Source organism: Acidobacteriota bacterium (genome assembly GCA_040754075.1).
In the GTDB taxonomy this organism is placed as follows: Bacteria; Acidobacteriota; Blastocatellia; order UBA7656; family UBA7656; genus JBFMDH01.
This window is the reverse complement of record JBFMDH010000009.1, coordinates 19,429-39,573: the sequence shown is the minus strand read 5'-3', so window position 1 is coordinate 39,573 and position 20,145 is coordinate 19,429. Positions and strand designations below refer to the sequence as shown.

Here is a 20,145-nt window from a genome sequence, read left to right as displayed (position 1 = left end):
GCACTTTTTACAGCGGAAGCCAATATGTTCGAGAGATACACCGAGAAAGCCCGTCGCGTAATTTTTTTCGCGCGTTATGAAGCAAGCCAATTCGGCGCAAGTCATATTGAAGCCGAACACATTTTGCTTGGATTGCTTCGCGAAGATAAACAACTGGCGCAGAAATTTTTCCGTTCCCCGCAAACCACCGTTGAAGCCATTCGCAAACAGATTGAAGGTCACACGGTGTTGCGCGACAAGCTTCCCGGTTCGATTGATTTGCCACTGTCGGACGCCGCCAAGCGCGTGCTCAAATTTGCCGCCGAAGAGAGCGACCGCGCGCAAAATCGCCATATCGGCACAGAGCATCTCTTGCTCGGCATCATCCGCGAAGAAAAATCTCACGCCGCAGAAATCCTCTATGAACGCGGACTGCGGCTGCATCAAATCCGCGAAGATTTAATGCGCTCGCAACAATCCGAACGCAGCAGCAATCAAAAACGCGAAACCCAACACCTGCATGAATTCAGCCGCGATTTAACCGAAGCCGCGCTCAATGACCAACTCGACCCGCTCGTCGGTCGCGATGCGGAACTCGAACGCCTGATTCAAATTCTCTGTCGTCGCACCAAAAATAATCCTGTGCTGATTGGCGAACCCGGGGTTGGCAAAACCGCCATCGTCGAAGGACTCGCGCAACGCATTGTTGATGGCGAAGTGCCGCCTTTCCTGCGCGAAAAACGCTTGCTGGCGCTCGACCTGTCATTGGTGGTCGCGGGAACCAAATATCGCGGGCAGTTTGAAGAGCGTTTGAAAAATATTATGAAAGAGCTTTCGGAAAATCCGCAGTACATCATCTTCATTGATGAATTGCACACGATTGTCGGAGCCGGAAGCGCCGAAGGTTCGCTTGATGCGGCAAACATTTTAAAGCCCGCTCTGTCACGCGGCGAAATGCAGGTCATCGGTTCAACCACGCCTGCCGAATATCGCAAGACCATTGAAAAAGACCGTTCGCTTGAACGCCGCTTTCAATCCGTCAAAGTTCATCCGCCGAGCGAAGAAGATACCTTGCGAGTTTTGCAAGGCATACAGGAACGTTACGAAGCGTTTCATCAGGTGCGTTATGCGCAGGAAGCCATCGAAGCGGCGGTCTATCAATCGCAACGTTATATCACCGACCGCTTTCTGCCCGATAAAGCCATCGATATTCTTGATGAAGCCGGGGCGCGCGTAAAACTTCGCGCCGCCAATCTGCCGCCCGAAGTGGTCAAGAGTCAAAAAGAATTGCGCCGTTATCAAATCAATTCCGAACGCGCACAGGCTGACCACGATTACGAACGCGCGAAAATTTTCAAAGCCAAAGAACTCGCCGAACGCGAAAACCTGCGCAATCTGCAAGAGGTTTACAATATCTCGATTCAGAGCGTGCCCATTGTGCAACGCGAAGATGTCGAAGAAGTGATTTCGCGTTGGACGGGCATTCCCATCACTTCTTTGAAAGAAGAAGAGACCACGAAACTGTTGCGCATCGAAGACGAATTGCACAAACGCATTGTCAGTCAGGCGCGGGCGATTTCGGCGCTGGCGCGGGCGATTCGCCGCAATCGCGCCGGACTTAAAAATCCCAATCGCCCGGTCGGCTCCTTCATGTTTTTAGGTCCAACCGGCGTCGGCAAAACCGAAGTGGCGCGGTCGCTTGCCGAATTTTTATTCGGTTCGGAACGCGCCATGATTCGCTTCGATATGTCCGAGTTCATGGAAAAGCATTCGGTCGCGAAATTGATTGGCAGCCCGCCCGGTTATATCGGTCACGACGAAGGCGGACAGATGACCGAAAAAATCAAACGCAATCCCTATTGCGTGTTGTTGCTGGATGAAGTTGAAAAAGCCCACCCGGATTTATTCAACATCTTGTTGCAGGTTTTGGAAGATGGGGTGTTGACCGATTCGCTCGGCAACGTGGTGGACTGCAAGAATGTCATTTTAATTATGACCTCGAACATCGGCGCGCGCTTCATTCAAAAACGCGGGCATATGGGTTTTCAATCTTCCGCGCAGGCGCAACAAACCACGATTGAAGAGGGCGTGATGCAGGCGGTCAAACAAACTTTCAATCCCGAATTCATCAATCGCCTGGATGAAATCATCGTCTTTGAACCATTAACCGAGGATGATTTATATGAGATTGTCGGATTGCTGGTCGCGCAGATGAATCGCACTTTGATTCGTCGCAAATTGCAGGTGCAATTGACCGACGATGTGCGCCGCTGGATTGTTGCCAGGACCTGCGCCGACCGGGCTTATGGCGCGCGACCGCTGCGTCGGGCTTTGCAAAAATATATTGAAGACCCGCTTTCGGAAGCCCTGATTGCCGGACATTTCGGTGAAGTCTCGGCGATTGAAGTTTTTCTCGACGGTGATGAACTCAAACACCGCTCACTGGAGTTGGAAGAATTCACCGAACCGGCGCTGGTCGAATAGCGCGTAAACTTTTTATCGTTACCTGCGTGGTGGTGGAGTCCACCCTTAATCACTGCCCATAGCAGTCAATGACTCCTACTTAGCTTACGGTTGAAGAGAGGCAAAGTAGGAGTTTTCTTTTTCCTCGATTTCCTCTCTGACATTTATGAATCATGAATTCACCATTCAATGACGCAATCAATGTCGTTTCGGAAATCGCAGAACGCTATCAAATCACAACTCTCGCGCTACTTATCAACGTCTGCCAAAAAGCGGTCAAGGAAAATGAAATCAATGTTGCGGTGGTCGGCCGGTTCAAAGCCGGAAAGAGCAGTTTCTTGAATAACCTTCTGGATATTCCTTTTCTTCCGGTCGGCGCGGTTCCGGTGACCGCGCTGATTACAGAAATCGGTTACGGTGAACCAGAAAAAGCGTTTGTGACTTTTCTTAATGGAGAAACGACCGAGATTGCGCTTGACCTGATCAGCCAGTTTATCAACGAACGCGAGAACCCGCACAATCAGAAGCAGGCGGCGCAGGTGACGATTCAATCACCGGCGCTGCAAAAATTCAACGGGGTGCGCTTCATTGATACGCCGGGTTTAGATAGCGCTTTAACCCACAACACCCAAGCCGCTTTGAACTGGCTGCCCAATGTTGCCATTGCGTTAATCGCCATGAGTATTGAAACGCCGCTTTCACAGTCTGACCTCGAACTGATAAAACGTTTGGCGCAATACACTCCAAAGGTTGCCATCCTGCTAACCAAAGCCGATTTACTGAGTGAAATCGAATATCGCGAAGTGGTTGCCTTCATCCGCGAACAAAGCCGGAGTCTGCTGGGCTATGCACCGGCAATATTTCCTTTCTCTATTCGACCGGGCTACGAGGATTTCAAACGTCAACTGGAAGCGGAACTACTCAAATCTGTTGCTACTGAATTTCACCACAACAGAGAGGAAATCATTCATCGAAAAATCGTCACCCTGCTGCGCGAAGGTCAAAACTATCTCGCTCTGGCTTTGAAATCTGCCGAGATGCGTGAAGCAGAGCGCACCGCATTGAGCCAACAACTTCTGAGTGAAAAAGATTTTGTGAAAGATACCAAAGCGGCAATGCAGTTAATCATCGAACACGCGCAAAACCATACACGAACGACGGTAAAAAAAATATTGCACGACTATCAGGCAAGGTTAGCAACCCAACTGCTGGCTGAATTGAAAACGGAGTTTCCCCAATGGACGAAAAGTCTCGCCGCTTCCCGCAAGGCTTTTGAGGAGTGGTTAAACCGACGCCTCGCCCAAGAGATTCGCGCTATTTCAAATCAGCAACACCACCAATTTATTTTGCTCATTGAAACGGTCAGGAAACAAATCATCCGCGTCTTACAGGATTTCCGCAACCGGTTTGCCGAGCGGGTTTTCAAGCTTTACGGGGTTCATCTGCACACTCAGGAAATGGCAATGGCAATCCATCCGCCACTCAACCCGGACATTCATATCGGACGAGTATTCGACCATGACTGGGAAATATTTTCGACAATCCTGCCGATGTTTTTTGTAACCCCGGTCGTGAGACAGCACTTTATCGGAAAGTTGCCGTTTCTGGTTGAAAAAAATTTATCGCGACTGGTTTTTCAATGGACGGAAAACCTCAATGACTGTCTGTCTCAGTTGAAGTTTGAAGCCGAAAGGCGAATTGATGATTTGCTTGGAACCGTTGAACGATTAACCGGCAATCAACCGAATGAGGCATCGCAAATTCGTTGCGACGTTGACCGCCTCCTTCGACTTTTGGAGAGCATAAGCCGGTCACCAAATGCTTGTTGAAAGCCTGCTACATAAATGGACGAAAGACAGTAGGCTTGTAAATCAAGTGGTGAAATTTCACCGCTTCTTGTAAAAGAGACAAAACAATTTCAGAGGAGGGTAAAAGCAACTGTGAATAAAACGCTTGCGGTGTTACTGGGGGGAGCCTTTGGGACAGGTTGTCGGTATTTCTTATCAACCTTTGTCTATTCTCTCATTGAGAAGCCGGTTTTTCCTTATGCCAACTTAATCATTAATGTTTCGGGAAGTTTCATCATTGGCTTGCTGGCTGAACTTTTTGAAGCGCGCGTTTTGATATCGCCAACCATTCGCGTTGCCATCCTGACGGGAGTCTTGGGCGGCTATACAACGTTTTCCAGTTTTGCCTTTGAAACCTACACGCTGATGCGCGATGGCGAGCAATGGTTTGCCATCCTGAACGCCGTAGGCAGTCTGCTTCTCGGATTAGCAGCGGTTTGGGCGGGTGTGCGTATCGCGCAAATTTTTTAAGTTAAAATTCAAGCGTTTGACAAACGTTTTTTTTAAGGAGAAGGGTTATGAAAATTTCTGAAGAGGGGCAACTATTGCGTATCTTCATAGGTGAATCGGATTCCTGGCAGGGCAAACCGCTTTACGAAGCCATTATTTTCAAATCGCGGGAGATGGGCATCGCAGGGGCAACGATGTTCAGAGGCCTGATGGGTTACGGCGCTAACAGTCGGATTCATACGGCAAAAATTTTGCGCCTCTCGGAAGATTTACCGGTGATTGTTGAAATCGTTGATAGCGCAGAAAAGATTGCCGCGTTGTTGCCAGCCATAGATGAAATGGTGCAGGAAGGATTGGTCACCCTGGAAAATGTGCGAGTCATTCATTATCGCCATAAAAAGTTGAATTAACCGACCGTTGCGCATCGCCCTTTCTATTTTTGCCGTATGCTTTAACAAATTTGCGGTATCTGTCATTTTTGTTACAATGTTCGGTCAAACCAGCGTTCTATTTTTGAGCGAAATAGCTTATCCATCAAAAATTATTGGACGTGCTCGGTCGTAAATTCTGGAGAGCGATTACCCAATTACGATCTTTCGTTTTGATGGGATGTTCCAATTTCGGGCAAATAATTATCATCCGGTTTGAAATTGACCCAAAGAACAGAGTTTTTTCGGAGTGCAGTTTTATTTATTATGAGCAAGCGAATACTTCTATTGATCATCGGGCTAACTTTATTAGCGGGTGTGCTTCCCTTTTCAGGAAAAATCAAACTCCTTTTTCCAACCGCGCAGGCACAAACTCAGGAAGTTTTAGTTGAACAAGTCAACATTACGCGCAATCGTCGCATTCCCGAATCCACTATCCGCATATGGATTGGTACACGTGAAGGCGATAATTACAATCCTGCACAACTTGATCGCGATGTGCGTACGATTTATGCACAGGGCTATTTTGATGATGTCAAGGTGTTTGCCGAAGACGGCACCCGCGGCGGCAAAATCGTCACCTTTGAAGTTCGTGAACGACCCTTGCTTCTGGAAATCAAATATGTCGGTTTGAAATCCATTCAACAATCGACCGTCCTTGAAGAGTTTCGCAAACGCCAGATCGGGCTTTCCAAAGAATCGCAATATGACCCTGTGAAAGCCAAACGCGCTGCCGCCGTCATCAAAGAGTTGCTAGCCAACGAAGGGCGTCCCGAAGCCAAAGTCGATACCGTCACCGAAGAGATTTCGCAAACCGCCGTCGGTTTAACTTTCCGCATCGATGAAGGTCCGCGCTTTCGCGTCGCGCAGATTGAGTTTGAAGGCAACAATGTCTTTTCCGATGACCATCTGCGTTCGCGCATGAAATTCGTCAAAGAAGTCGGCTTGCTCACCACCTTCTCTTCCAAAGACATTTATCACAAAGAGAAACTGCAAGTTGACCTCGACCGTTTGCGGGTTTTGACCTATGCCGATAACGGTTATCTGCAAACCCGTTTTGGCGAACCGCGCGTTGAACCGGTGGGCAAAGTCGGCAGTTGGGTGCCGATTTTCGGACATAAAGGGCAAGGGTTGAAAATTATCATTCCGGTCAACGAAGGGCGACAGTATCGCGCCGGGCAAATCAAAATCGAAGACAACAAAGAGTTCACCGAAGAGCAGATTAAATCGGTTTTAAATATTAAATCGGGCGATGTGGTCAAAGGCTACACGGTCGTGAGCAAGGGATTGGAAAATCTCAAGAAACTGTACGGCACGCGCGGTTATATTCAATTCAATTCGGATTTCGTGCCGGATTTCAAAGATGACCCGAACGACCCGACGAAGGGCACTGCCGATTTGACCTTCATTATGGACGAAGGCAAGCAATACACCATCGGAAGAATCGAATTTATCGGCAACACCTTTACCCGCGACAACGTGTTGCGTCGTGAAATCCTGCTTAACGAAGGTGAACGTTACAATAAAGAGCTATTCGATTACAGCACCCTCAGATTGAATCAACTGGGTTATTTTGAACAGGTCAAAGAAGAAGACACCACCGTCAACACCAACGAAAAAGAGGGCAAGGTTGATTTGACCATCAAGGTTCAGGAAAAGGGGCGTCAGCAAATCAGTTTCAACGGCGGCGTTTCCGGCATCGGTGGTTCGTTTATCGGCATTGATTATTCGACCAACAACCTGCTTGGTTACGGCGAATCGCTGTCGTTCCAGATTGCCGCCGGTAACCGGCAAAAAATTTATTCCATCGGCTTCACCGAGCCTTACCTGCGCGGGCGTCCGATCAGCATCGGATTCAATCTCTTCTATCAGGATTATCAATTCTTCGGACAGGGCTTTAATCAAACGATTGCCGACCCGCGCCTATTCGGTAATTTCGGCGGCGAATTTTTATTCACCCAAAAGACCAAAGGCTTTTCGGTTTCCTCAAGCGCGCCGCTGCAACTTTTTACGCCGCGTTTCCGTCTCGGCAGGTTCATCCGGTTGGGACTTTCATATGCGTATCGCAACACCGATATTGTTGACCCGCCGGCGCTCACTGACGAAGACACGAGCAATGATTTCCCGGTCAGTTTCCGGCAAAAAGGGGTCAGACAATCAACCCTTACGCCGACGATTTCCTATAACACGGTCAATGCTTCGATTGACCCCAGCAACGGTTCATCATTAACCATCGGGGCATCGCTTTCCGGCAGTTTTCTGGGCGGCGATGTCAACCTTATCGAACCGACGGTTGAATACCGCTTCTTCCGCCCCTTCTTTGCCGGTAAAGAACGCAATCTGGAACCGAGCAAAACCCGAACATTAGGGTTGCGCTTTTTGTTTGGACATATCAGCGCCTTCGGTGAACGCTTCAACTCCAATTCGGTTTCCTTCGTTGGCGGCACGCCGCTCTACACCAGATTCTTCCTCGGCGGCGAACAAGACATTCGCGGTTATAACATTCGCTCGATTTCACCGACCGCGCCGATTGTCGGCACCTTCAGCACCCAGAATATTTTTGCTACCGATTTATCCGGCAATCGGATGAAGGTGCGAAGACCGAATCAGGCAACCGCCAATAGTATCGCGCCAAGCGTTCTCGAACAGTTCCTGGTAACCAATCAACAATCTTCGGCACAAACGATTTTCCCATTCTTTATGGGCGGCGATACCGAATTGTTGTTCAATTTGGAATATCGCATACCGATTATTGGTCCCATCTCTTTTGCGCCGTTTTTTGATATTGGTTCGGCATTTAATCTGCGCAAACTGGATGACCAGTCGCTCACCAGTGAATTCGTTCCGGCGATTCTAAACGATGGGATTCCGGTGACCCTGAACCCCAGAGGGTTGATTGCTTCACAAAGAGAATTGCGTAAAGCAGGGGTTCCCGAACTGGGCAACAGTTTACCGCCGGGATTCAAGTTCGCTAACATTCGCGGCGACCGACAGGATGTCACCAATATCGTTTTATCGGATACCCAAGGTGGCATATTTGACAACTATCGCTACTCGCTTGGCGGCGAATTGCGCGTTCAGGTTCCGGTCATCAATGTGCCTTTCCGTTTGATATTCGCCTGGAATCCCAATGCCGATATCAATAATAGTTTCTTCCTTGAAGAAAAACGGGTGGTGCGCTTTTCCATCGGAAGAACCTTTTAATTTGAACCATTTGTCATCGAACGATTGTTCAGCAACAGGCAAAACACAATTGCTCAATGACAAATGGTTCTTCGTGTAGTTATAATCAAAATTTCGAGACGCTTTGCTGGAGTACCCAGTCCAGTCATTCAATTCAAATCTGAATAGGAGCAGTTATGGTGAAATTAAAATTGGCTGTCGTTGCAGTAATCGCTTTGGCAGCAATAACAATCAGCGCATCCGCGCAAACGACGATTCCCGATGGCAAAATCGTGGTACTCAATACCACGAAATTCCCGGCGGAAATCGGAGAGCTACGATTAAAATACGAACAAGTCGATACAAAATTTAAAGACCGTTATCAGAAACTCGATGCTTTGGGAAAACAGCTTGAGCAATTGGGCAAAGAGATTGAAGCACAGAAACAGGTATTGACCGCAGATAAATTACGAGAAAAAAGTGATCAATTTGAAACCGGCAAGCGTCAATACACGCGCGAAAAAGAAGACCTGCAACAGGATGTCGAAAAAGAGGTCGAAACCGCAACCAAGCCGGTGCGCGACAAACTGTTTCAATTCCTCAACAATTATGCAACCAAAAACAGCATCGTCATGATTATCAATCTGGCGGGCGCGGCGCAAAGCGGCACACTGGCTTATTGGGAACCGAAAGCTGACATTACCGACGATTTCATCGCCGAGTACAACAAAGCCAACCCCACACCGGCAAGCGGACAACCGGCAGCTCCTAAACCGGCAACTCCTAAACCGGCGGCGACCAAACCACCTGCGAATAATTAAGCGGAAAGGAACTCGAGTGTATGAAAATCAGTAAATTTCTCCTATTAACTTTTTCGCTTCTGATATTCGCAAGCCTCGCCGAAGCGCAACAACCACCGGCAACCGCGCCGCAAACCCCAGGGGTTCCCGGCGGTCTGAAAGGCAAGCTTGCGCTCATCAATACAGGCATGCTACAGGATGCCATTGACGAATTTCGCGCCAAACGTGAAGCCTTGAACAAACAATTCGAGCCGCGGGTCAGAGAAGCCGAACTCCTCGCTCAACAAATTCAAACGCGCGAAAACACTTTGCAAACCCAGGGCGATGCCCTCACGCCTGCCAAAAAAGCTGAACTTACCGAACAGATTGCCAGCCTCAAACGCGATTACCAGCGCAAAGCCGAAGATTTGGAAGCCGATGGCACGCGGGCGCGCGATCTGGCACTCAAACCGATTTCAGAAAAACTTGATAGATTTGCCCGTGAATACGCCGCGAAAAGAGGCATCACCATTCTGGTTGATCTGGCAAATGCCTATAATTCCGGTCACCTGGTCTGGTACGATCAGCGCCTCGACATCACCCAGGATTTCGTCAAGGAATATAACAAAGCCAACCCCGTAGCGGGCGCAGCCCCCCCGGCGGCAAATCCGGCAAAACCACAATAAGTTTTTTTGCTGAATCAACTTCAAAATAAAAAAGCGAGAGTCAGATGCGGCTCTCGCTTTTTTATTTTGAAGTTATTGGCGTCCTATAGCAGTTTGCAAAACGATTTACTCACGTTGAGGGAGTGGTCTTTGACCGCGTTTCCCGTCATACGCGGTCAAAGACCACTTCCTCAACAGCGGCTGAGTAAACTCAATCGCCAACCGCTCTAACGCTGTTGGCGATTGATTATCCTCAGTCTATGACCGTGTCGTTGGAGAATCGCAGATTAGACCGCTTGCTCAAGGTCAGTGAATGGTTGGCAATCCACTCTACGTCAACCAGTCGGAATTGCCGCTCGCAAAATTGTCTTCATCTTTGGCTCTTAATAAATCAAGTATCAGTCCGGTATTACTGGTGGCGTGAATGGTCACGTCATGCTGGGTGCTGGATTTTTGAAAATCAAAAGTGCCGTCAACCGCATCAGCCATTTTGCTAAGACCGGCATTGCCGGTCTCGGCTTCGCATTTTGCGCCGATAATCAAACCTTCTTTGAAATAAATCTCACCTTTGGCAGCGGTCGAATCAATGTACATTTCGCCCGTGAGTTTGCTGTTTTCAAGAATCTGAATAATGTCAAACAGACTGACATCGGACAGGCTACCCATCAACACTTTGTTGACTTTGGGTTCGGGTTTTTCAACGACCGGCGCAGGTTGCGGTGCCGCCGGGTGTAAGGGTTGAGCGGGCGTGGCTTCGGGGCGGCGATTTTCGCGCAGTTGCCCGGTTACGGAAACCCTTGGGTCAAGGCGTTTGGCTTCGAGCAATCGTTCATTGGCTTTTTCAATATCACCTGCGGAAATGTGCAGACTGGCGAGCGCCAGACATTGTTGGGCAGCCAGGTCGCGGCGTCCGGCTTCAATTAAAATCTGCCGGAGTTTTTCTCGCAGTCCAACATGGCGCGGCGCGCCATCAATCGCCCGTTCAAGGGTCTCGATGGCGCGATTGATCATTCGATATTTAACCAGCAATTCAGCGTCTATGATTGCGCTTTCAGGATCGAAATCTACAGGGATGTTTCTTATCATTGCCGTCACTCTTTTTTACGCTTGGCAGTGTACCATACGAGATTATAACTGTGGAGAGTTTGATTGAAGGCGGGCGGTTAATTCGCCGAACTATACACCGAAATGCGGTATTTTTCAGCCAGATTTAAGAGTTCGGGCTTATCAAAAAGCAAGGTTTTTTTCGCAGAGACATGGATAGCCGTTGCGCCTGCGCGCTTCAGCGTTTCAATCGTCGGAATGCCGATGACCGGAACATCAAATCGCATATCCTGATTCGGTTTGGCAACTTTGACCACCACAAAGGGTCGCCCGCGGGTGATTTCTCCGGCGCGCAAAATCACCGCATCGGTTCCTTCCATCGCTTCAACGGCAACCACGGCGCGGTCTTTCACGGCAATGGTTTGTCCGATGTCGAGGCGGGCAATTTCGCGGGCAATAGCAAGACCAAATTCAATGTCCGCGAGTTCATCTTTGCTCGGCGCGCGTTTGGTCATCGCGCCTTCAATGGCAAGGTATTTATCAAGAAAGGTGGTTGAATCCACCAGCGTGATGCCTTCACCTGCCAGTTCACTGGCAACCGCGCCAAGCAGGTTATCGGTGTTTTTGGTCGCAAGTCGCGCCAGCAGCTTCACCATGCGCAAATCCGGCAACGCATTCAAACGAAAGATCTGATGATGTTTGACCTGCCCTGCCATGATGGCATGAGTCACATTCTCTTTTTTGAAAAAGTTCAACAGTTTGCCGAGTTGTCCGACGCTCATCCATTCGACACGCGCCGCCATCTGTTCAACTTCGGCGGCGGTCTCTTCTTTAATCGCCGCAACCACGATTTCAATGCCCTGTTCGCGCGCCCCTTCGAGCACCATTGTCGGAAATCTTCCGTTACCAGCTATGAGTCCATATTTCATATTCAGTTAAAATTTTCTTTGTGTATGACGAATGATGCAAATCAACGCGAAACATCCGGCTACTAAAAACCTGTAGCGCGCTCACCGCTTCGTTCGACAGCAACCGCGCCTCGCCTGCCATTTTTTTCTCAAGAGTTCGCAGCGCGGTCAACTCCACGTCAAGTTACTATGACACAATTCTTGTTGGAGGTTTAGAAAGTGACCTTATCGTAAACTTCCTGCAACAACAATTCGCAGTGGATTGAATCGAGCATTACTTTACTTTGAAAACCGCTATAAGCTGAAAATAACCATTTCCCGTCAACTTGCCTGACAAACAATTCAACTTCAGGCTTATCCTGAGCAACCAACAGGTAATGCGAAAGTGAAGAGATGCGGCGATAATGCTCAAATTTTTTCCCACGATCATAAGCTTCGCTGGATTCCGAAAGCACCTCAACAATCAAGGTCGGATTAATCAAAGTATCCTTCCGGTCGTCTTCAAATTCTGCTTCGCCGCAAACGATACTTACATCAGGATAGGTATAGAGTCCGGAATCGCTAATCTTGACGCGCATATCACTGGGGTAGACTTTGCAAGGACGATTTTTTAGTTGGTTGCGCCATTCGGCAATGAGGTTAGCGACAATCAGGTTATGTCTTTCACTGGCTCCAGCCATTAAGAATATTTCGCCGGCGAAATATTCACTTTTCGCAGCCGATTGGCGCTCTAATGCCAGATACTCTTCCGGGGTGTATTTTGTTTTAGGCTGTGTTGACATAACCATTCCCTCTCAGAGCTAAATCTATCACATCCTCGGAGAGTCTACCCAACATTGGGATTGACCGGGCAGCTATCGAGCACTAGAAGAAAGCATGTGAAATCCGCTTCGGCAACTCTGGTCGAACCGTTTGTTAGACCCGTTTGCGCCACGGACATTCTTCTGGCAGAGCTATTCGGGAATACCAAGCGCATCTCTTATTTTGGCGTAAAACTCGTCTTTGACAGCAGAGTTGCGTTGAAGGTCAAGAGACTTGTATTTTCTGCCTGACGAATGCGCCTCATAGATTTGGATAAGTGGCTTCATATGTCTTGTGATGTTCGCTATCGCTCTAACTTTGGGTATCTCAACCCATTTGCCATTCTCGTATTCGGTTATGACATCCTCATCCCAAGAGCCAAAATCTGCCCGCTCTCGAACTTTTTTGGGAAATTTCTTTTTGTCATTTCGCCGATTAAGCAAACCTTCATAAACTTCCTCGGCGGTCTTTTCCAGGTAGAAACAAACAGGGTTTACACGTTTTGTAAACTTCGTCCATTCAGGCTCTCTTGAAGCTAAGGCAGGTCCAGCAGCAACAATCTGCGGATTCTTCCCTGGCTGAAGAGAATTAAGAATTTCTCGTTCTCGTTTTTCTATGTATCTGAGTGCTTTACTTCGATCCTGTCCCTTCACTAGCTGGTTAAAGACAGTGTAGATATGAGCATCTTCCTCTGTCTTAGCATAATCAGGGATAGGGATTCGTCTATCTGTGTCGATTGTTTCGAGATTGTAGCTACTATACCTCGACGCGAAGTCTTTCAAGATCGTTGACTTTCCGGTTGTTGAAAAGCCAAGCAGAACAACTGTTGCCATTATTCAATGCCTCCTCTCAAAACGCCGATACTCAGTGATATTAACTTCTGACCTACCCCAATGGAAGCTCTTCCAATCAACTCACTGGGGTCTGACTCATTTTAACCAGTGATAGACTGTTGAGAAAGCTGTGAGTTGATGAATTCATCTGCATAAAAATTTTCGGGAACTATTTCACTCCTTCGCGGACATCACGAATGTAAAGAAATGCAAAGATTCGCAAAGATATGCGAAGACAAATAAAAAAGCGTGTGTAAAGCAGTTCAGCAGTAACGGTGAGATTAAAGAGTGCGGACTGAATCGTTATCCTGAGCTTTGGTTTCAGCGCCAGAGTCGATTACCAAACAACAGGCCTCTCTTTTTTCTCAACAGCAGTACCTGTCCCATTGGTTTCAAACAAAATTTATCGTAGCAAAGGGGTCAAAGGATTGGCGGTCTCCCGAATCCCTTTGACCGCAGATTCCTTTAAAGAAAGATCAAAGTTCAGCAGAGGAAATTTTCATGAGACAGTTAAAAATTTTTCTTCTCCTCACTATAAGTGTGGTTTGCCTTGGTCAATTCCTTCCGTTACCAACAGTCCATAGTCAAAGCACGAGCCTATCCGCGCCAACCGGCGTGTCGGCTTCTGATGCGGTGTATGCCAATAAAATCGGCATTTCCTGGGATGCGATTCACCATGCCACAAGCTATCGCATATTTCGCAACACCGTAAACGACCCGACCACCGCCGTCGATTTAGGCACTACCGCAACCGCGACATTTTTCGACACCACGGCGCTCACCGGTCAAACCTATTTTTATTGGGTGCGCGCCGAAGGCAGTGGCGCGGCGGGCGGTTTAAGCCTCGCTGACCAGGGCACACGCGCCAATGGAACAGGCGGCGGGCAAGCCCTGAATCCACCACCCGAACCGTTCGGCAATTCGGTTACCGCAAGCAAAGCCTATCTCGGCAAAGCCCTGTTCTGGGAGGAACAACTCGCTTCGACGCGCACCGTCGCTTGCGGCACCTGTCATATCCCGAACAAAGGCGGCGTTGACCCGCGCAGTTTGCTCGACTCCGCGCGCGCCACCCATCCCGGCAGTGACAATGTTTTCGGAACCCCTGATGACATCATCGGTTCACCGGGCGTTCCCGCCAACTCTGCCGATGGCACGTATCGTTTTTCATCAACCTTCGGGTTCAAAGAGCAGGTCACCGCGCGCCGCTCGGTCAGTCACATTGATGCGGGTTATGCGAATTCCCTTTTCTGGGATGGTCGCGCCACACAGGTTTGCACAGACCCGATTAGTAACACAGTTGCCCTCACTAACAACGCCGCGCTTGAAAGCCAGGTGTTGCAACCGCCGGTCAACGCTTCCGAAATGGGACACGCGGGACGCAACTGGAATGATGTGGCAGCGCGGGTTGCGGCATCGCGACCTTTGGCGCTTGCGACCAACATCCCCGCGGCATTGCAGGCGTGGATAAACGGGCGAAGCTATGCGGAACTTTTTGCCGAAGCCTTCGGCTCAAACGAAGTCACGCCGATTCGTATCGCGATGGCGATTGCCGCTTATGAACGAACCCTTTATTCAGACCGCACGCCTTTCGATCAGGCAGTTTCGGGGATTGCGCCGCTTAGCGCCGCTGAACAACGCGGGCAAAATGTCTTCAATCAATCGGGCTGTGCCGGTTGTCATGGCGGACCGTTGTTTACGGATAACAATTTTCATTACACAGGCGCGCGCCCGGCGAATGAAGACACCGGACGTTTTCAAATCACCGGCAACAATAACGACATGGGAAGAATGCGGACGCCGGGATTGCGCAATATCGAACTGCGCGCGCCTTATATGCATAACGGGCGTTTTGCGACGCTCGAAGATGTCGTTGAATTTTATAATCGCGGCGGTGATTTTAACGCGCCCAACAAAGACCGCCGGATTCGCCCGCTCAATCTTTCGCCGCAACAAAGGGCTGACCTTGTGGCTTTTTTGAAGCGCCCGCTCACAGACCCCAGAGTCGCAGCCCAAACCGCGCCGTTTGACCGTCCAACGCTCTATTCGGAATCTTCGCGAGTTCCGCACGTCAGCGGCGCAGGGGTGAGCGGTTCGGGCGGCATGACACCGCAAGTCGTTGCGCTTGAGCCGCCGCTTGCCGGAAATCCAAGTTTCACAGTCGGCATCTACAATGCCAAAGGCGGCGCACAGGCGATTTTAGTGATTGATGAAAATCCGGCGAATATCAATTCGACCTTGCCGCCCGTTGCTTCATTTGCCCACCTTGCGGTTCAGCTTGAAGGCACAGGCGACGGCAAAGGCTTCGCTTCAGTGACTCTTGCGATTCCCGACAACCATCCGGCATTGATTGGCGCAACTTTATTTGGTCGCTGGTTCGTGTTCGACGCAAACGCCAGCGGTGGACTTGCGGCAACACCGATTTTCCAGATGACGATTTTCGGCGAAGCGACGCCCGACGAAACTTCCAATATCAGAATCAATACGGCGACCACGTCGGGGAAAAATTTATTCCTCAGCGGCGCGGGATTCGAGCGCGGCGACCTCATTGAAATCAATGGTCAGCAGGCGGCTGTGGTGAAATTCATTGATGGCGCAAATCTCAAGGTGAAAAAAGGCGCGAAGTTGTTGCTGGCTTGTGATGCGGCAAATCCCGGTCGCGCGAATATCATTAAATTGATTCGGTTGGTGAATGGCAGCCCGGTTACGCTGGTGACTAAAGTGATTAGCGCCTGTCCATAATTCAGAGCCGTTTGCGAATGACTTTGCTCAGCAATTGTCGAGAAAGGTCTTTGACCGCGCCTCAACCAACGACGCGGTCAAAGACCGCTTCTTCAACCTCAATCAATCGGTTGGCAAATCGCTCTACTTATTTGGTGACCCCACGTTCAGAAATTTCAATGAACTGCACGAGGTATTGAATCTCCGGGTGTGCGCCGAGTTCCGCTTTGATGGCATCGAGGGCTTGCGTGGTGTTGAGTTTTGAGTTGAGCAGTAAACGAAATGCCCGCGAAATGATTTTAATCTGGTCTTTGGAAAATCCTTTGCGCTCCAAGCCGATGGTATTCGCGCCGTAACATTTCGCGTGATTACCAACCGTTCGCGCATAGGGCAGCGCGTCTTTGACGACAGCCGATGATGCGCCGATAAAAGCATATTTGCCGACGCGACAAAATTGATGCACGCCGGAAAATGCGCCGATGGTCGCATAATCTTCGACCAGTACGTGACCGGCAAGGGTTGCGGCGTTGGCAAAGATGACGTGATTGCCGATATGACAATCATGCGCCACATGCGATTGCGCCATAAACAGATTGTCGGAACCGATGCTGGTGAGTCCACCGCCGACCTCTGTGCCGCGATGAATAGTGCTGAATTCGCGAAAGACATTGCGCTCGCCGACGCGCAATAAACTTTTTTCACCTTTGAATTTCAAATCGTGCGGCGCTTGACCTGCCGAAACAAACGGGAAAAAGATGTTGCCACGACCAAATTCCGAAGGCCCTTCAATCACCACATGGCTTGCGACCTCTACATCGTCTGCCAGTTTCACGTCATCACCGATAATCGAATACGCGCCAATAGTGACGTTTGCGCCGAGTTCGGCTTTCGCGCTGATGATGGCGGTCGGATGAATCTTCACTCGGCTTTACTCCTCAGTCGTTTCTCTTATGGGTTTGAATGCCGCGTGATCTTCCTGTTTGCTTTTATCCAATAAATCGCGGTCAATGAGTGATGAAGAGATTTCGGCTTCGGCGATTAACACGCCGTCAACATAGGCTTCGCCGCGCAATTTAATATGACGTCCGCCAAACCGTAAGACCGTCAGTTCCATTCTTAACTGATCGCCCGGCACCACGGGTTTTCTGAATTTGGCGTTTTGAATGCCGGTGAAAAAGACCAGTTTTTTATGGCGGTCTTCAAAGCCCGCGAGCATCATCACCCCGGCGGTTTGCGCCATCGCCTCGATAATCAACACCCCGGGCATAATCGGCGCGCCGGGGAAATGTCCTTGAAAAAACGGCTCATTGACGGTGACATTTTTTATTCCGACAACTCGCTTCCGTTCTTCGTATTCGACGATTTTGTCAACCAGCAGGAAAGGGTAGCGATGCGGCAAGATGGCTTGAATTTGCGATATATCAAAAATAGTTTCCATAGCTAAATTTTCTGAGGTCTGAATGATTAATTAATTTTTCAGTTGCCCTTTTGCGAAAGCGATTTGAGGGCTTTTTCAACTTTCTTCAACCGGTCATAGATGTCCGGGAGTTTGCTAAACAATGCCTGCGAACGAAGCCAAAGGTGATATTCCTGCGCAGGCAACATCGCGCCTACAACGACACCCGGCGGCACATCTTTTATCACTGCGGTCTTGGCAGTAATGACGGCGCGGTCGCCGATGGTCACATGTTCTTTGGTTCCCGACTGCCCGGCAATCAAACAATTGCGCCCGATGCGTGTGCCACCGGAAAATCCACTGAGCGCCGCGACCACGGTATTTTCGCCAATCTCGGTTGCGTGTCCGACTTGAATAAAATTATCCAACTTCACGCCGCGATGCAAAATCGTATCTTCAAAATTTCCGCAATCAATGGCGCAATTCGCGCCGATTTCACAATCATCTTCGATAATCACACGCCCGAGTTGGAGAAGTTTGACCTGACGCCCCTGTTCATCCGGCACAAAGCCAAAGCCATCCGCGCCGATGACAGTGCCCGAATGAACGACCACACGGTTGCCAATCAAGGTGTCCGGGTAAATCGCTACGTTGGCGTGAATCACCGTATCATCGCCGATGCGCGACCCCTCGCCGATGACCACGCCCGGATGCAGCGTGACGCGGTTGCCGATAACGACATTGCGACCGAGGGTGACCCGCGGGTGAATTGAAAGCTCGTCGCCCAACACACAGCCTTCGCCTCTTAGCAAATCGGCGCTGACGCCCGAAGCCGCGTAAGCTTTGGCGTGCAAGGCTTGAATGGCGCGGGCGAATGCCAGCTTCGGATTTTTCACGACCAGTAAATTGGCGCTTGCCGCAACAACCGGTGGCGCGATGATGATGGCGGTCGCCATTGAATCATTCAATCGCGCGCGATAGTTGGTATCACTGGCGAGGGTGACATCACCGGCTTGCGCGGCTTCAAAGGCTTGCGCGCCATGCACAATAGCGGTTGCCTCGCCGATGATTTCGGCTTGAATGATTTCCGCTAATTGAGCGAGTGTCAGCATATTGACGACGACGATAAATAAAGTTATGCGATAAACAAGTGAGCAAGTTTCCCATGTCGAAAAGCGACACGCAAGGACAAGAAGCGATTGCCAAAGGCGGGCAGCAAATGGCTCAGGTATCCGCATCCAGTTACTACCCTCTTGCCGGTTCAGTTCCATCTCTGCCCCCTGCCGCTGCCGAAAAATCGCCCAGTATGATCGGCGAATTTGATGCAATGAAAGGCGAACAGGCGCAAAACTTGACTGATGAAAAATGGGTGTGTAAGCTTGCCTCTCTCTTGAGAATTCTTTGCATGACGTCAAACCATTGCTTAAATGAGGAACTTAAACCATGCTCAAGCGCACACCGCTTTATGAAGCGCACGTCTCGTTAGGCGGGCGTATTGTTGATTTCGCCGGGTGGGAAATGCCTGTGCAATATTCAGGGGCGATTCAGGAACATCTGGCGGTGCGCCAAGCCGCAGGCTTGTTCGATGTATCGCACATGGGCGAATTTGAACTCATCGGTGAGAGCGCCTTTGCCCTTGTTCAATCGCTTACGACCAATGACGTTGCCAAACTTGATGACAATCAGGTGCAATATAGCGCGCTGACGAACGAACAGGGCGGCATCATTGATGACCTGCTGGTATATCGCATCAATCAAGAGCATTTCATGCTGGTGGTCAATGCCTCGAATATTGCCAAAGATTTCGCCTGGGTAAAAAAACACGCGGCAGCGATGGGCAAGGTTACGGCTTATGATGTGAGCGATGGTTATGCGTTGATGGCGCTACAGGGACCAAAAGCCGAAGATATGTTGCAGGATATTACTGACGGCTTGCTTGACCGCATTCCTTATTACTGGTCGCACAAGGTAAAAGTGGACGGCATCGAATGTCGGGTTTCGCGCACCGGTTATACGGGCGAAGACGGGTTTGAAATTTTCTGCGACCCGAAGGATGCGCGTCATATCTGGAATCGCTTGCTGCTTACGGGCGCTTCGGAAGGTTTAATTCCCTGCGGGCTTGCGGCGCGCAATACGACACGGCTCGAAGCCGCGTTCCGGTTGTGGGGCAATGATATGGATGAGACGACAACCCCGCTTGAAGCCGGGCTGGGTTGGATAACCAAACTGAACAAAGGTGATTTCGTCGGACGCGATGCCCTTCAAGCGCAAAAAGCCGCCGGACTCACGCGCAAACTCATTGGCTTTGAAGTCGAAGACCGCGCCCCGGCGCGCGACGGCTATGCGATTGTCATTGGCGGTCAGGAAGTCGGCAAAGTTTCATCGGGAAGCCCTGCACCATTTCTGCAAAAAAATATCGGCATGGCGTATTTGCCAATCAATCACACAGCCGTAGGAACCGCGATTGGCATTGTGATTCGTGGGCGCGTCGTCCCGGCGCGCATCGTCGAAATGCCGTTTTATAAACGCGACCGCAAATTCGACTAAAGATTTTTTATTTCCGAGACCACCCTGAGCGGCATTTATGGAAGCTCTGTTGAGCGAACTAAAATGCCGCTATTGCTTTTCTGGCTACGACCCAGGCAACAAAATTTATAGATGCTTGCGTTTGC

The 20,145-nt window shown here is 49.7% G+C and carries 17 protein-coding genes; 10 read left to right on the top strand and 7 right to left on the bottom strand.

The window, feature by feature from the left end:
* The first annotated feature begins 24 nt into the window (after positions 1 to 24).
* The 7 genes from AB1757_11830 (at position 25) to AB1757_11800 (ending at position 9,794) form a co-directional block, all read left to right on the top strand.
* A complete protein-coding gene (locus tag AB1757_11830) occupies positions 25 to 2,463 on the top strand; it encodes an ATP-dependent Clp protease ATP-binding subunit (protein MEW6127718.1) in 2,439 nt (812 codons plus the stop codon).
* 152 nt (positions 2,464 to 2,615) lie between these two features.
* The gene (locus AB1757_11825) at positions 2,616 to 4,271 is read left to right on the top strand and encodes a dynamin family protein (GenBank protein MEW6127717.1); all 1,656 of its coding nucleotides are present in this window, start codon (positions 2,616 to 2,618) and stop codon (positions 4,269 to 4,271) included.
* Between the two features lie 111 nt (positions 4,272 to 4,382).
* Positions 4,383 to 4,760 (top strand): fluoride efflux transporter CrcB, encoded by a 378-nt coding sequence (crcB, locus tag AB1757_11820; GenBank protein ID MEW6127716.1) that lies wholly within the window; start codon positions 4,383 to 4,385, stop codon positions 4,758 to 4,760.
* Positions 4,761 to 4,807: 47 nt separating this feature from the next.
* Entirely contained in the window at positions 4,808 to 5,149 is a 342-nt protein-coding gene (locus AB1757_11815; protein ID MEW6127715.1) for a DUF190 domain-containing protein, read from the top strand.
* A gap of 285 nt (positions 5,150 to 5,434) precedes the next feature.
* The gene (gene bamA / locus AB1757_11810; protein ID MEW6127714.1) at positions 5,435 to 8,371 is read left to right on the top strand and encodes an outer membrane protein assembly factor BamA; all 2,937 of its coding nucleotides are present in this window, start codon (positions 5,435 to 5,437) and stop codon (positions 8,369 to 8,371) included.
* 155 nt (positions 8,372 to 8,526) lie between these two features.
* The gene (locus AB1757_11805; GenBank protein MEW6127713.1) at positions 8,527 to 9,150 is read left to right on the top strand and encodes an OmpH family outer membrane protein; all 624 of its coding nucleotides are present in this window, start codon (positions 8,527 to 8,529) and stop codon (positions 9,148 to 9,150) included.
* Positions 9,151 to 9,170: 20 nt separating this feature from the next.
* Positions 9,171 to 9,794 (top strand): OmpH family outer membrane protein, encoded by a 624-nt coding sequence (locus AB1757_11800; protein MEW6127712.1) that lies wholly within the window; start codon positions 9,171 to 9,173, stop codon positions 9,792 to 9,794.
* 309 nt (positions 9,795 to 10,103) lie between these two features.
* On the opposite strand, the gene AB1757_11795 is transcribed toward AB1757_11800, so the two are convergent.
* From AB1757_11795 to AB1757_11780, 4 genes are all read right to left on the bottom strand, one after another.
* Positions 10,104 to 10,859 (bottom strand): DUF4388 domain-containing protein, encoded by a 756-nt coding sequence (locus tag AB1757_11795; protein MEW6127711.1) that lies wholly within the window; start codon positions 10,857 to 10,859, stop codon positions 10,104 to 10,106.
* Between the two features lie 77 nt (positions 10,860 to 10,936).
* Positions 10,937 to 11,746, bottom strand: coding sequence for a UDP-2,3-diacylglucosamine diphosphatase LpxI (gene lpxI / locus AB1757_11790; GenBank protein ID MEW6127710.1), 810 nt, complete (start codon positions 11,744 to 11,746; stop codon positions 10,937 to 10,939).
* A 191-nt stretch (positions 11,747 to 11,937) separates the two neighbouring features.
* Positions 11,938 to 12,507, bottom strand: coding sequence for a Uma2 family endonuclease (locus tag AB1757_11785; GenBank protein ID MEW6127709.1), 570 nt, complete (start codon positions 12,505 to 12,507; stop codon positions 11,938 to 11,940).
* Positions 12,508 to 12,678: 171 nt separating this feature from the next.
* Positions 12,679 to 13,359: a hypothetical protein gene (locus tag AB1757_11780; protein MEW6127708.1), complete on the bottom strand. Its 681-nt coding sequence runs from the start codon at positions 13,357 to 13,359 to the stop codon at positions 12,679 to 12,681.
* A 501-nt stretch (positions 13,360 to 13,860) separates the two neighbouring features.
* On the opposite strand from AB1757_11780, the gene AB1757_11775 reads away from it, so the two are divergent.
* Positions 13,861 to 16,098, top strand: a complete 2,238-nt coding sequence (locus tag AB1757_11775) for a cytochrome c peroxidase (protein MEW6127707.1) — start codon at positions 13,861 to 13,863, stop codon at positions 16,096 to 16,098.
* Between the two features lie 127 nt (positions 16,099 to 16,225).
* Here the strand turns inward: AB1757_11775 and lpxA are convergent, their stop codons facing one another.
* Genes lpxA through lpxD form a run of 3 tightly spaced genes read right to left on the bottom strand, consistent with a single transcriptional unit; the run spans position 16,226 to position 18,585 of the window.
* Positions 16,226 to 16,999, bottom strand: a complete 774-nt coding sequence (gene lpxA, locus AB1757_11770) for an acyl-ACP--UDP-N-acetylglucosamine O-acyltransferase (GenBank protein ID MEW6127706.1) — start codon at positions 16,997 to 16,999, stop codon at positions 16,226 to 16,228.
* Positions 17,000 to 17,005: 6 nt separating this feature from the next.
* Complete coding sequence (gene fabZ / locus AB1757_11765) at positions 17,006 to 17,515, bottom strand: 3-hydroxyacyl-ACP dehydratase FabZ (GenBank protein ID MEW6127705.1); 510 nt, start codon at positions 17,513 to 17,515, stop codon at positions 17,006 to 17,008.
* 38 nt (positions 17,516 to 17,553) lie between these two features.
* The gene (gene lpxD, locus AB1757_11760; GenBank protein MEW6127704.1) at positions 17,554 to 18,585 is read right to left on the bottom strand and encodes a UDP-3-O-(3-hydroxymyristoyl)glucosamine N-acyltransferase; all 1,032 of its coding nucleotides are present in this window, start codon (positions 18,583 to 18,585) and stop codon (positions 17,554 to 17,556) included.
* Between the two features lie 53 nt (positions 18,586 to 18,638).
* Here lpxD and AB1757_11755 point away from each other — a divergent pair, with 53 nt between their 5' ends.
* The gene (locus AB1757_11755; GenBank protein ID MEW6127703.1) at positions 18,639 to 18,959 is read left to right on the top strand and encodes a hypothetical protein; all 321 of its coding nucleotides are present in this window, start codon (positions 18,639 to 18,641) and stop codon (positions 18,957 to 18,959) included.
* Complete coding sequence (gene gcvT, locus AB1757_11750; protein ID MEW6127702.1) at positions 18,917 to 20,020, top strand: glycine cleavage system aminomethyltransferase GcvT; 1,104 nt, start codon at positions 18,917 to 18,919, stop codon at positions 20,018 to 20,020. The genes AB1757_11755 and gcvT overlap by 43 nt, the downstream gene beginning before the upstream one ends.
* Positions 20,021 to 20,145 lie beyond the last annotated feature (125 nt).